Source organism: Desulfopila sp. IMCC35008 (assembly GCF_010646885.2).
Taxonomy (GTDB): Bacteria; Desulfobacterota; Desulfobulbia; order Desulfobulbales; family Desulfocapsaceae; genus Desulfopila.
In genome coordinates this window covers 2,136,077-2,149,032 of the sequence record NZ_CP050700.1, presented here as the reverse complement: position 1 = coordinate 2,149,032, position 12,956 = coordinate 2,136,077, and the positions used below count along the sequence as shown (strand labels likewise).

Below are 12,956 nucleotides of genomic sequence, written 5' to 3'. Positions count from 1 at the left end.
ATCGTTATAGTCTAGAGAGAACCGACCAAATACCATATTTACCTAGAATCTTTTCCGATATCCTATTTTAATCATAGAATCACCGCCATTTGCTTCGGTCATCCCATACGACATGTATTCGTATAATCGGCTTGAACCGAGTCCTAAAGAACTTCCTGGCGGGATCGGCATCTGCACAACAACTCTCTTTGTTTCCGGGTTTGTATCTGAGACCTGTGCCAATGCGACATCATCTTTATCGAAATCCCCGTCTGCATCTTTATCCAGATTGATTTCGTCGTCTTTTGGTTCTTCCTCGTTTGCTGCAACCAATAACCCTTCGTTATTCGAGGTGGCCTCAATTAAAGGTGCCAGCAATTCTTCTGGCTTTGTTTCATTCTCAAGTTTTTGCACACCTTCAAGGGCACCGGCTTCTGCAAAGAAAAAGCTCTGCTCAAAAACAGCCTCACTGCGAACTATTCTTTTCTCGTTAATAACTGTTTTGGTGGCAGTCACCCCGACAAGTATTAGCAACATCAAAAGCAGCAGAACTGTAACTATCGCTACCCCTTCCTGATTCGCAATGCTCTTCATCTTATATCTCTTTACGGTTTCACTTATCATTTTTTCCCTCTTCAAAATGAGGCTGCATTGCGTAGAAAATTAACATTTGCAACGTCACTCCCGTTCCATCTCAACGTTACAAATACCTGGCTGCTATTTGGGATACCACCGGGAACAACATCCCATTCCATGGTATAGGGAGAAATCATTGCAGCATCGGCAGCGTTCAGAGAATGCCCATCTCCCTTAATTGCAGGATCACCTAATAATGCCAGATCTCCGGTACCGTCATAGGGTTCGGTATAAAGGCGCTCAATCTTGTCCATCGCCCAGGTGTATCCCTCGCTTTGTCTTTTAGAAGTCATATTCCGAGACATATTGCTCGTTTGCAGGTTGACAATCGTCAGCAATCCAAAACCGAGAATCACCATGGCAATCATCACCTCAATGAGGGTGATTCCTTTCTGATTATTTATGTCAGGTCTATTCACCACCATACTCACCAGGTTCAATTTAAAATGTTTTCTTTCCTTCATTACAGATTCCGCACCTTGACCCGAAACTGCTGTGTCCAGTCCCTGTTTGCAGCACTCGTGATATTGGGGTTCTGAACCTGCCCAACGATTGTCACCTCAACAGTTCGTATGGTGCTCAGAACCGAATTTCTTGTCATAGTTGCTGGATCAATGATCGTATTTGATTCATCATAATAAACAAACTGAAGTTCAGTAACATTATCGGCGACAGTTTGTCCTCCGCCGCCTGTGTTCCTCACTAGCCTCCCAGGGGTGTTTACTCCAGCATCGAGAATATTTCCTGCAGCATCAACCCGATAGTACATGACATCTTCATTCGGATCATCAGCATCGCCATCGGGTTCATACAAGTGATCACCATCTCCGTTATCTATATCTCTGGTGAAATGAATCGAATTTTGATCGGTATTGAACCTGTCATCGTCGTTATCAAACTCAAACCCTATACGGGTTTTGTTCTCAGGATTTGTGCCTGCTGAACGTATTTCATCCACCATCAGACTTTTAGCACTACGTATGTTCTGAGTAACTTCAACCATCATCTCCTGAGCAGTATTACGCCTGCTTGTCGTGGTGAAAAGCAAAGTGACCCCGGCGAGCACAACACCTGTTATTGCAATAACGACTAAAAGTTCGATGAGGGTAAACCCCTCTTGCGTGTTTTCTCTTCTCATGGCCATGTTATATTAATGTTTCCTGTTATATTTACAGCGATCAGGGCAGTACCTGCTGTTTGATGCACAATACTGACAGAATCATTAGCGGCTGTTCCACGTGGAGAAAATGTTATCACAGGCTCTGTTACTGTTCCTGCAACAATTGCCTGCCCATCTCCATCAAGAAGGGAGACTTGACCGAAATTGTCCGCGAATTGAGACGTTTTGAAAGGGGTACCGGCGGTATGGTTCCCGTTTCTGTCAATAACACCCCATAAACTTGAGTTCATCCCTCTGTTCCCATCTTCAATCTGGTAACCATTAGTGCTGAATGTGACCCGACACTGTTTCCGGGTCTCGACAGACCTCATTTTTGCACGTTCGAGTTCACCTCGAACTTGGGAGACAGCATCGCGGAAAACATATCCTGGCTTCCATGTCAAATATCCTGCTATCGCAATTGTTGAGAGAACCCCGGCAATTGCTATGACAATACATAATTCAATCAGTGAAAAACCTTTTTCGCCTTTTAGATTATATGGTTTCCAATCTTGTAATTTAAACATCACACTCCAATCTCACATCGTTAATTATTTGTTGTATAAGCATAATCAAATACCTCACACAGCCACGTTTGCAATACACAAACCACTATAGGAATATAAGTTTCAAACACCTGTTATTACGACACTTACACAAGATCAGTAGTTTTTTTCCACTGAACCCTGAGTTATAGTTCAGCGTAGATTTATTAAATGTTTTTACAGCAATTAGGTAAGGAATAGAATTTTGAAGACTGGAATGGATGGTGTGGTATATTTAGAGAGACCTACCTGCAAAAATCGCTTGGGGACCTTAGTGCGGAAGAAAAGTAACATTTTAAACGCGGTATTTCCGGAACACCTAGCCGCACCACATATAAGATAGGCTTTTTTATCAACGAAACACCCATAATGAAGGAGGTAGATGAGCGAAGCAACACTCAGGTGAGTTTGTTGTAGCCATTCTTCCGGTTACCTTACAATTCATACTGCTTTATCTTACTTAACAAGGATGGGTAGCTAATTTCCAACTGCGATGCTGCACGACTCTTATTGCCACCTGTTTGTGTCAAAACCATTGATATGAGCTTCTTTTCAAGCTGTTTTTGAGCTACTTTTAACGAAAGTCCACCTCCTGCTTGATCAAGAAAAATACCCTTCAAGTCAACTAATTCCGGATGAGCGATATTTTTAGGAAAATGTTCTTTTTCAAGTACGCCCTCCCCGGCCATCACCATCCCTCGCTGAATAGAGTTTTCAAGCTCTCTGACATTTCCAGGCCAACCATATGACATCAAACAGGATATTGCCTCAGAAGATAATCCTGAAATTGATGTGCCAAGAGTATTGTTAAATATTTTAATAAAATGGTGACAAATATCGACAATATCTTCTTCCCTCTCCCGTAAAGGTGGAACCTTAAGTCGAACAACATTCAACCTGTAGAATAAATCTTCACGGAAAAGGCCTTCTTCAATCAGCCTTTCGAGATCCTGAGCAGTAGCCGCCAGGATCCTGACATCTATTGCATGGGTTTTTTGTGCGCCTATCGGCCGGATTTCGTTTTCCTGTAGCACCCTGAGCAATTTAACTTGTAACGTGACTGGCAACTCACCTATTTCATCTAAGAAAAGCGTCCCGCCATAAGCAGAATCAAATAATCCTGGTTTATCTCTGTCGGCCCCAGTGAACGCACCTTTTACGTAACCAAACAACTCACTCTCCATAAGGTTTTCTGGAATACTCCCACAGTTAATGGCAACGAATGGATTTTGGTTCCTTGCAGACTCAAGATGAATACCTCGAGCTACGAGTTCCTTTCCGGTACCGGATTCACCTGTAATGAGAATCGTTGTATTGTATTGACTTACTCTTCTCGCGAGACTGTACATCTCCTGCATTCGGACACTCGAGCCAATCATTGATCCAAAACCATTATTACTTCTTAACGCATCTAGCTCGCGTTTTAGTGCAGTATTTTCTTTACGTAATCGTTCTCTTTCTTCAGCTTTTCTCAAAGCCAGCAAAACCTCATCCGTTTTAAAAGGCTTCGAGATAAAATCGTAAGCTCCCAGCTTCATAGCGTTAATGGCAAGATCAATTGTCCCGTAAGCGGACATCATAATAACGGTTGACTGGTCTAAGTGAGCAAAACCTTTCTCAAGAAATGCAAGCCCATCAACATGAGGCATTTTCACATCGCAGAGAATAAAATCAAATCGGGATTGCTCTATCATCTCCAGTCCCTTCAATCCATCCTCAGCTGTTGTTACATCGTAACCACTTCTCTCTAATAATTTTTGAAGCATGTGCAGCATGTTGACTTCATCATCTATAATCAAGAGTTTCATGTCATAATTCAGGAGATAGAAGGTTATGCCATTGGCAGTTGTATGAAAACAGTCGTACCTTTTAAGGGTTCTGAATCAAACCATATTTTTCCTTTATGCGCCTCAATAATTGAATGAGACACATACAAGCCGAGCCCTGTACCGTCACCAACATCTTTAGTTGTGTAGAAAGGATCAAATGCTTTGTTTTTTGTATCATCAATCATGCCGACTCCATTATCTTCTATGGAAACAATTACAAAACTCTTCTTCAAGTCCTCATTATCGACTCTTTTTGCTGCTATATAGATCACACCTGTATCTGCACCATTCTTATCGTTGATTGCATCTATACTGTTCAAAATACAATTGAGAAGTACCTGCCGTAGACCATCACTGTTGCCTTTTACCATTAGACCAGGCTCAACATCATGCCCAACCTGTACACTCTTGGCTCCTTTGCTCACATGTACAACTTCTAAAACTTCACCTATAATTGATCCGACATCAACATTACAAATCTCATGTTCTACGACCCTGGTAAATGATAGCAGGTTCGATATCAAGCGGTTTATGCGGTCTAATTCATCGAGTGAGCGTTTCATGAAATCGGCTCTCTCAGCCTCTTCCAGGTCCTCTTGCCCTAAAAGCCCAACATATCCCTGAACAATACCTATCGGATTCCCTATTTCATGCGCAAGTCCAGCTGAAAGTTTACCTACAGACGCCATCTTTTCCGTTTGAATCATTTCTCTTTGTGTTGCAACGAGTTCATTGTTCGCTTGCTCGAGAGAAACAATCATTTCTAAAAGCTTTTTTCTATCCTCCTCAATCCTGGCAACCATATTGTTGATGGATACTGACAATTTCTTGAATTCATTATTTGAGTGATCAGAAGTAAAAGGCAGAAGACCTGATACTTGATAGGATTCCGAGATGTTAATCATTCTTTCAAGTGGGTTTAAAAAAAGCTTATTTAACCGGAAGAAGCCTATAGTGCTAAGACAAAGAATGTTTATCACAAGATATGCAAGGATATTTTTTTGTCTTACCCTAAAAGCTTGAAACTGTGTCCCCAGATTTACCTTAACAACAATCCTTTTCTTCCTATTTACACTCTGTGAAGTATCATCCTGAAATGGTGCAACAACATAAAATTCACTTTCCTTTCCCCTAAGTACAGAGAACCAACCAGCAACAGGCCAAATGATACCGTTACGATTAACTATAGGGATTGCCATTATTTTACGGATTATCGCAGCGTCACGATCATTATTATTATTTTGATAAAAAAGCCCATTGTAGTATATCAAATGCTTATCATAAGAATCTTTTAATCGTTTCGTCACGATTTCCATGAGTTCTACTTTGCTATCTGACTCCACAGCCATCTCTTGATTCACCACCTCTTCTAAAACATGAATCGTTTCCTTCTTTTCATTTGTGATAACCCCGCCCACCCAAAAAAGGTCAATCACAAGGTAGGTGATCAGCATGCTCAGTGCGAGCAACCCCAAGAGGTTGAGCGTCAACTGCATTTTAACACTTTTAAATTTCATAATTATTTCTATACATTTTCAGGTCTTCTATTAGCTCTTGCCTTGTGTAGTTGACATTATTTGTCACCAGGGAACAAAAAGTTGCACTTTGCGTGTCGTTATTTATCAGTCTCTCGTATTTATACAGAAGGAACCAGCGAACATTAGTACTCTTATATATCTATATTTACATTCCTTTAACAACTCAACCAGTCGCAAATATATCTTTTGGCACGCTGTTTGCAAAGATAAGTATCAAATCTAACTTGTGATGAATATGACGCAAGTAATTTAAAACTTTACAGGAGAAAAACATGAAAAAAATGAGAATTGACACAAATGAAAAAGGCTTCACTCTGATCGAACTCATGATCGTTATTGCGATCATCGGTATTCTTGCAGCTATTGCCATTCCAAACTTTATCGCATATCGCGATAAAGCCTTCTGCTCGGCTGCTGAGTCTGATGCAAACTCAATTGCCTCTGGACTGGCAGATTATTTTGCAATCCCGTCTAACGTTTCTTACGATACAACCTCAGCACAAGAAGTTAACCCCATACCGTTCCCCGGATCTCAACCAATCGGGGTTAGTGGCAATAACGTAGCATCTATTGATGAAGGTACCCTTGGAACTTACATCATTACAGTATATGACAGAAGTGATCGTTGTCCTGCAAACTACATGGCTTCGCAGGATATTAATAATGGCGAAGGTTGGCAAGATCAAGGTGGTGGTGGACAAAACTATTTCCAGAAAACCATGTAACCATCATTCGCTCACATAAATTAGAAAAAAGGGGGAGGCTGTCTGGTCCCCCTTTTTTTTTAGCAACAAACTGAAAATATATACTTTGAATCAGCCCAATTTAGAAGACATTTCCCCAAGGTTTATAAGACTAGTCCTTTATAGTAGCCTTATCATTCTCACGGCAATAATCAGTATACTTGCAGCAACACCTCCCATCAGTCGTGACGCTCTCACACACCATCTTTATGTGCCCAAGCTTTGGTTGTTAAACGGTTCCATATCACCAATACCTTATATCAAATTTTCATATTACCCAATGAATCTGGATCTGCTTTACTCGATCCCACTAGCCTTCGGTAATGATATTGTTCCTAAATATATCCATTTCGCCTTTGCCATTCTCACGACATGGCTTATTTTTGACTATATAAAAAAACGTCTCACTATAAATTATGCACTTTTCGGAGCTACGTTTTTCTTATCCCTTCCGATAATCGTAAAACTCTCCATAACCGTTTATGTTGATCTTGGTGTTGTCTATTTTTCTACTTCCTCGCTTCTTATGCTCTTCAAGTGGGCAGAGCATAACAAATTACGGCACTTAGTATTTGCTGGAATATTCTGTGGCCTTGCTGCAGGGACTAAATACAATGGTTTAGTTTCCATCTTCCTGCTAACCGCCCTCACACCTATTATATATATTCGTCTTGGCAAGTCTGGAAATGAGTCTAAACCTATGCAAGTAATATTGCTTGGATCTCTTTTTCTCATTATCACATTGTTGACTTTTTCACCTTGGATGGTCCGAAACTATAAGGCTACAGGCAATCCTATCTATCCGCTTTACAACTCACTTTTCAAACAAACAAGTATTACATATACTAATTCCACAACCGACACCACCAACAGACCTCATTTTTCCACAACACAGGATATCACCAAAACAGTTACAATACGTGGGAGCTCTGTTCTTGCAAATAGAAAGGTACTTTATCACGAGACATGGTGGCAAATGATACTACTTCCTGTCAGATTTTTTTTCGAAGGTCAAGACGATGACCCTCAATATTTTGATGGAAAGCTTAATCCTTTTCTTCTGATGCTGATGTTTCTAGCTTTATATAAGCCAGATTATCCCTCTCGCATAAAACGTGAACTATACATTCTCTTTGCTTTTGGCTGGTTATTTTTCTTTTTTACCTTTTTCCAAGGAACATTACGAATTCGGTATATTGCCAGCTCCGTTCCAGCATTTGTCATCCTGGCCACATTTGGGATACATAACTTTCAAACAAAGTTACAGTCTTCCCAGAAGGATAATTCAAAAATTTACCTTGCCATAGTACTCCTTGTCTCTGTAACACTTGCTTATAATGCAAATTACAGCATCAACTTATTCAAACAATTGAAGCCGCTGTCTTTCATCACCGGAAATGTCCCGCGCGAAGACTATATCTCAAAGCACTTACCAGAATACCCCATTATAAAATTCGCCAATGAAAACCTTGGTGAGGAAACTAAGATACTCGCATTATATGGCGGAAATAGAGGCTATTACTATGACCATACTGTGACATTTGAGCCAGATGGGAATACGTTTAGACTAGGGGCTATCACCAACAACTCTACGACCCCATCAGAGATATCAAATAAGCTTCAGGAGCTTGGATTCACCCACCTAGTTATTCGGCTGAAACTATTCACCGAAATGGCAAACAACAACCTCGATCCTGAAAAGATTGTACTCCTCAATGAATTTCTTATCAAAAATACAGACCAATTGGTCCGCAATGAAAAATATGGTCTTTTTCAGTTAAAATAATTACCCACATCGTTACCTGAAATCATCAAACCACAATTCTGCAAAGAAATTTTCAAATTCTAATTCCGTACTAGCTTGAATGAATTGACGTCGCCCTGACTAACTAATCTATTGAAAACTTAATGATTTCGGTATACAACGATTAAATAGGGAGTAACCCATGAAGAAATCAAGTTTTACCGAAGAGCAGATTGTCTGGACCCTAGAAAATTGCAGAGAGACTACCCTACAAAAGTAAAAGGCTCTCAAAGCCAATTTTTTTTGGCCATATGAGAATGCTACAAAGAAATCCTCCAAGGTTTGTTGAAAACTGTTTTCGGAATCCAGCAATACACTATTCGGCTTAGGTCTATTTTCCCGCTTAGTTAATATATTCAGAAGATGAGGGAGGTAAATCCCTACGTTGTGGAAAAAACTACGGTGAAGGAGACATACCGGCCCGCCTCCCTATAAGTCTCCAAGAACTCAACTTATATAATATATGAAGTTATTATGAACCTGAATTTACTTGCATACGCATCAATATTATTGCTGATTTCATCCCTGCTTATAGCTCTAAAGGGAAGGATAATTCATGATAGAAATCTTGGCATATTTTCATTTTTTATCTCATCTTTCATACTTTATATCATCCTATATTTTGTCTCTAATTTTTTCACTGGTAAAGGGATTGATGAATCAGTTATTTATCATATTGTATTTGGGCTAAATGGTGCGGGATTTACTGAATATATCTACCTAATATTCCTCACGGCATTAGCGGTTTCGACTGCAATATTCTTACCGTATGCTTTCTTAAAAAGAGTTGCATATAAAGAAAAAGCAGTTGGGAATTCAGGTTATGTATTCAGAGTTGTTGTTCCCTCTTGTATTCTCTTTGCATTTATTATTAGCCCTACTACTTCAAGTATATACAAACTATATTCACACAAATTTACCCTTCAAGAAGAGGTATCACTACCTTTTAACAAATACTACAGAGAACCTGAAATAGAAAAGACCCCTAAATCACCTCCCAATCTTGTTTTTATCTATGCTGAAGGATTGGAAAGAACCTACTTTGACCCCAATGTTTTTCCAGACCTAATGGTCAATCTCAAACAGCTTGAAAAAAAAGGGATTGTTTTTGAAAGTATCGGGTCAACATACGGGACAGGTTGGACGATTGCTGGTATCGTCTCATCACAATGTGGTATTCCGTTGGTAACAGCATCTTCAGGAAACTCTATGGGAGGAGTTAAGCACTTTCTTCCAAAAGCTATTAGCCTCAGTGACATGCTTTCAAAAGTTGGGTATCGGTTAGAATATTATCAAGGTTCTTCAATTAATTTTGCAGGTATCGGGAATTTTTTTAAAACTCACTCTTTTGACACGGTAAAAGGGAAGAACGAGTTGCTTCTGGAGTTGGGAAATGTGCCTCAGAATGGTTGGGGACTCTATGATTCTAGTGTTTTTAATTATTCGGCAAATAGACTTAAAGAGCTATTCTCGAGTTCAGAGCCTTTTGCATTATTCTTAAGTACAATGGATACGCACCACCCCAACGGTCATCCATCAAAAATCTGCAATGAACCTTATGGTAGTGGTAAAAACTCAATTCTCAATGCAGTAAAATGCTCGGATCAGTTGATTAGCTCTTTCATAGAAGAGGCTCTTGCTCTCCCTAATGCAGATAATACAATTTTTGTGATTGCATCCGACCACCTTGCCATGAACAATACCGCGACAGACCAACTCAATTCTACCTATCGCTCCAATCTTTTCATGATAATAGCCCCTGGATTTGAAGAAACAGTTAATGCCAAAATGGGTACTACGCTGGATATTGCCCCAACTCTTCTTAACATTATGGGCTTTGATGCAGTAGTGGGTTTGGGAAGAAATCTGCTTACCGAGGATTCTTTAGCTAAAGAGATACCAGATTTTGACAAACAGTTGAAAAAATGGAATCCACAAATCATAGATTTTTGGGATTTCCCAAAGCTAGAAGATAGTGACGTGATCCAGATTGATATCAAGAAGAAGAGCCTAAATTTCGATGGAATAGAAATTACCTTTCCTGTTTTGGTGAGATTTGATGATGACAGACGTAGTTCCGTACAATTTCCATATTTTAGAAGTAGCAGGCCCAAACCACTAAAACAGTACCTACAGGATATCAAATATGGTCAGCATTTTCTTTGGGTCGATCGGTGTGCCAACATCTCCCAAACGACTATAGGTGAAAGTACACCTTATTGCCTGATGTATGGAAAGTCTAGTATTGGAAAAACAACAACCAAACCTTTAACTGATAGTATAGAATTATCAGCTAAAGAAATATTTTTTGATAATCATACAAGTAAAAACAATAGTTCGATTGGTACAGTCGAGGACAAAATCTCAGAAAGGGCTAATCCTGATCGCATAATTGCACATGCCGGTGGTGCTGTTGATGGACACAAATACACTAACTCTCTTGAAGCATTAAATGTGAATTATGAGAAAGGTTTCAGGAAATTTGAGCTTGACATTATAAAAACATCAGACGGACACTTTGTAGCGGCTCATGATTGGCAATTTTGGAAAAAAATAACCGGGTATGAAGGAGACTTACCACCTAAACGTGATGATTTCCTCAAGACGAAATTATTAGGCAAATATACCTCGCTAGATATTACTGAAATTAATAACTGGTTTGATCAACACCCTGATGCTACATTGGTGACAGACAAAACAAACGAACCTCTTCAATTTTCGAGTAAGTTTGTAGATTCTTCCCGCTTGATTATGGAACTTTTTTCAGTAGATGCTTTATTTCAGGCTAAAGAAGTTGGTGTTGCGTCATATATGCCGAATTGGCGGATTATAGGGGACTTTTCAGAGCAAAAGGTTCAGATGCTTATTGACCTTGGAATTACTGACATTGCAGTTTCAAGGCGCAAGATAGCAACTCATTTAGAGCAAATGAAGTTGCTCAAGAATAAAGGCATTCGCCTTTTTGTCTATCATGTCAACGAAGATCCAGGAATTGATGAATCTTACGTATTATGCAATGATATGGATTTGGTTTACGGAATGTATGCGGATGATTTTGATTTCAACACTAGTAAAAACTGTAAATAAATCAAACTCCCCCTCTTGCTCAGCAAACATCAAAACTCGTTGAGTAAGAGGATTGGTAGCAGCTGCATGCTTAATTAGCTAATTGATCATATTGATCCGGCAGGCGCAAGTAGACTTTCTGAACGTCGCCCCGAATAACTAAACCATTGTACGCTTAGCAATTTTCAGTTGCCCCTTGTAGACCACCCATGTATATTGTTCTATAAAGGAGAACAATATACGAAATGGATACTTTATTCAGTGGCTTAATCACATCAAAGATCCGAATAAAAATTTTAATGCGCCTGTTCCTGAACCCTGGTGGCAACGTATATCTTCGTGAATTGGCTAATGAATTCAATGCTTCACCCAGTCACATTAAAAATGAACTTGATCAGCTTAAGGTAGCTAATTTACTGACAAGCAGAAAAAGTGGCCGCCAGGTACTCTTCTCGGCTAACAGAAACCACCCTGTTTTCAATGAACTTCATTCCATGGTCAAAAAAGCCTTGGGTATGGACCAAATCATCGATTCCATGCTAGAACGACTCGGAGATCTTGAAAAAGCAATTCTAATTGACGACTATGCTGAGGGTAAAGATTCTGGAATTATAGATCTTGTTTTGATCGGCAATATCGACAAAAATAGCCTACAGGACCTAACCACAAAAACTGAAAAATATATCGAAAGAAAAATAAGACCAGTCACAATGACTCAGAATGAATATGAAGAACATGGGGGTACTCTGAAACTCCACGCTCAGCTTATTCTTTGGGAAAAGAAGTATGACGAATGAAAAAGGTATACCTCTGAAAACAACTATCTATACACCTGCATCGTCACTTGCTAGCCCGCTAAAAATGATGCAGGCGATGTTCAGTGACTTGTGGGCGGGAAGAGAATTGGCATGGCGTCTGGCAGTGAGAGATATCTCTGCACAATACCGTCAGGCCATTTTAGGTCTCCTATGGGCCTTTATCCTCCCTCTGGCCAATACTCTTGTCTGGATTTTTCTGAGCAGTTCCGGTATCATCGCGGTGCAAGGAACAGCATTGCCATATGCAGTCTACGTCTTTTCTGGTAGTATGCTCTGGGCTATTCTAATGGATGCCGTCAATGCCCCACTACAGCAGACCACTGCTGCCAAGGGCATGCTGACAAAACTAAATTTCCCCCGCGAGTCCTTGATCATATCAGGTATCTACCAGACCCTGTTCAACGCAGGAATCAAAATCATCCTGCTGTTGGCTGTCCTGCCCTTTATGGGCGTAGTTCCTGGATGGCACTTGCTGCTATTTCCCTTAGGGCTTATCTCTCTAATACTAGTCGGCACCGCTATCGGCTTACTGCTGACCCCTGTTGGCGTCCTATATAGCGATATCGGCAAGGGATTGCCGCTCTTGATGCAATTTCTAATGTACCTAACCCCGGTAGTGTTCCCTATGCCCAAGGCCGGCATTGCAGCAACCATTTACATCATAAACCCCCTTACCCCGATCATCCTCACGGCCCGAGATTGGCTCACCGGCTTTCCGAGCGAATCGTTACCCGGCTTTCTTCTTGTCAATATTCTGGCCTTACTCCTGTTAGCCGGTGTCTGGGTTGTGTTCCGCTTGGCCATGCCGATTCTTATTGAACGGATGAGTTCCTGATTAC

Annotated in this window: 11 protein-coding genes; 5 read left to right on the top strand and 6 right to left on the bottom strand. The window is 40.3% G+C overall.

The features are described from left to right. Nucleotides 1-42: 42 nt before the first annotated feature. The 6 genes from GA520_RS09490 to GA520_RS09465 form a co-directional block, all read right to left on the bottom strand. Entirely contained in the window at nt 43-573 is a 531-nt protein-coding gene (locus tag GA520_RS09490; RefSeq protein ID WP_163336837.1) for a PilX N-terminal domain-containing pilus assembly protein, read from the bottom strand. A gap of 41 nt (nt 574-614) precedes the next feature. Next, nucleotides 615-1,079 carry a prepilin-type N-terminal cleavage/methylation domain-containing protein gene (locus tag GA520_RS09485; RefSeq protein ID WP_163336838.1) on the bottom strand — a complete coding sequence of 155 codons (465 nt, stop codon included), beginning with the start codon at nt 1,077-1,079 and terminating at the stop codon, nt 615-617. After that, a complete protein-coding gene (locus GA520_RS09480) occupies nt 1,079-1,759 on the bottom strand; it encodes a PilW family protein (RefSeq protein WP_163336839.1) in 681 nt (226 codons plus the stop codon). The genes GA520_RS09485 and GA520_RS09480 overlap by 1 nt, the downstream gene beginning before the upstream one ends. After that, entirely contained in the window at nt 1,750-2,301 is a 552-nt protein-coding gene (locus GA520_RS09475; RefSeq protein ID WP_163336840.1) for a GspH/FimT family pseudopilin, read from the bottom strand. Before GA520_RS09475 ends, GA520_RS09480 begins: the two co-directional genes overlap by 10 nt. A 452-nt stretch (nt 2,302-2,753) precedes the next feature. Continuing rightward, a complete protein-coding gene (locus tag GA520_RS09470; RefSeq protein ID WP_163336841.1) occupies nt 2,754-4,127 on the bottom strand; it encodes a sigma-54 dependent transcriptional regulator in 1,374 nt (457 codons plus the stop codon). Between the two features lie 23 nt (nt 4,128-4,150). Next, nucleotides 4,151-5,665, bottom strand: coding sequence for a sensor histidine kinase (locus tag GA520_RS09465; RefSeq protein ID WP_163336842.1), 1,515 nt, complete (start codon nt 5,663-5,665; stop codon nt 4,151-4,153). A 293-nt stretch (nt 5,666-5,958) separates the two neighbouring features. Here GA520_RS09465 and GA520_RS09460 point away from each other — a divergent pair, with 293 nt between their 5' ends. The 5 genes from GA520_RS09460 (at nt 5,959) to GA520_RS09440 (ending at nt 12,952) form a co-directional block, all read left to right on the top strand. Then, the gene (locus GA520_RS09460; RefSeq protein WP_304511319.1) at nt 5,959-6,411 is read left to right on the top strand and encodes a type II secretion system protein; all 453 of its coding nucleotides are present in this window, start codon (nt 5,959-5,961) and stop codon (nt 6,409-6,411) included. 298 nt (nt 6,412-6,709) lie between these two features. Continuing rightward, nucleotides 6,710-8,215, top strand: a complete 1,506-nt coding sequence (locus GA520_RS09455) for a glycosyltransferase family 39 protein (RefSeq protein WP_163336843.1) — start codon at nt 6,710-6,712, stop codon at nt 8,213-8,215. Between the two features lie 492 nt (nt 8,216-8,707). After that, complete coding sequence (locus tag GA520_RS09450) at nt 8,708-11,320, top strand: sulfatase-like hydrolase/transferase (RefSeq protein ID WP_163336844.1); 2,613 nt, start codon at nt 8,708-8,710, stop codon at nt 11,318-11,320. A 224-nt stretch (nt 11,321-11,544) separates the two neighbouring features. Further along, nucleotides 11,545-12,096 (top strand): winged helix-turn-helix domain-containing protein, encoded by a 552-nt coding sequence (locus GA520_RS09445; RefSeq protein ID WP_163336845.1) that lies wholly within the window; start codon nt 11,545-11,547, stop codon nt 12,094-12,096. Next, nucleotides 12,086-12,952, top strand: a complete 867-nt coding sequence (locus GA520_RS09440; RefSeq protein ID WP_163336846.1) for an ABC transporter permease — start codon at nt 12,086-12,088, stop codon at nt 12,950-12,952. The genes GA520_RS09445 and GA520_RS09440 overlap by 11 nt, the downstream gene beginning before the upstream one ends. The last annotated feature ends 4 nt before the right edge of the window (nt 12,953-12,956 follow it).

Coding starts and splice junctions, on each gene's coding strand:
- GA520_RS09480 (WP_163336839.1), bottom strand. CDS start 1,759: ATGGCCATGAGAAGAGAAAACACGCAAGAGGGGTTTACCCTCATCGAA.
- GA520_RS09465 (WP_163336842.1), bottom strand. CDS start 5,665: ATGAAATTTAAAAGTGTTAAAATGCAGTTGACGCTCAACCTCTTGGGG.
- GA520_RS09455 (WP_163336843.1), top strand. CDS start 6,710: ATGAATCTGGATCTGCTTTACTCGATCCCACTAGCCTTCGGTAATGAT.
- GA520_RS09490 (WP_163336837.1), bottom strand. CDS start 573: ATGAAGAGCATTGCGAATCAGGAAGGGGTAGCGATAGTTACAGTTCTG.
- GA520_RS09475 (WP_163336840.1), bottom strand. CDS start 2,301: ATGTTTAAATTACAAGATTGGAAACCATATAATCTAAAAGGCGAAAAA.
- GA520_RS09460 (WP_304511319.1), top strand. CDS start 5,959: ATGAAAAAAATGAGAATTGACACAAATGAAAAAGGCTTCACTCTGATC.
- GA520_RS09445 (WP_163336845.1), top strand. CDS start 11,545: ATGGATACTTTATTCAGTGGCTTAATCACATCAAAGATCCGAATAAAA.
- GA520_RS09470 (WP_163336841.1), bottom strand. CDS start 4,127: ATGAAACTCTTGATTATAGATGATGAAGTCAACATGCTGCACATGCTT.
- GA520_RS09450 (WP_163336844.1), top strand. CDS start 8,708: ATGAACCTGAATTTACTTGCATACGCATCAATATTATTGCTGATTTCA.
- GA520_RS09485 (WP_163336838.1), bottom strand. CDS start 1,079: ATGAAGGAAAGAAAACATTTTAAATTGAACCTGGTGAGTATGGTGGTG.
- GA520_RS09440 (WP_163336846.1), top strand. CDS start 12,086: ATGACGAATGAAAAAGGTATACCTCTGAAAACAACTATCTATACACCT.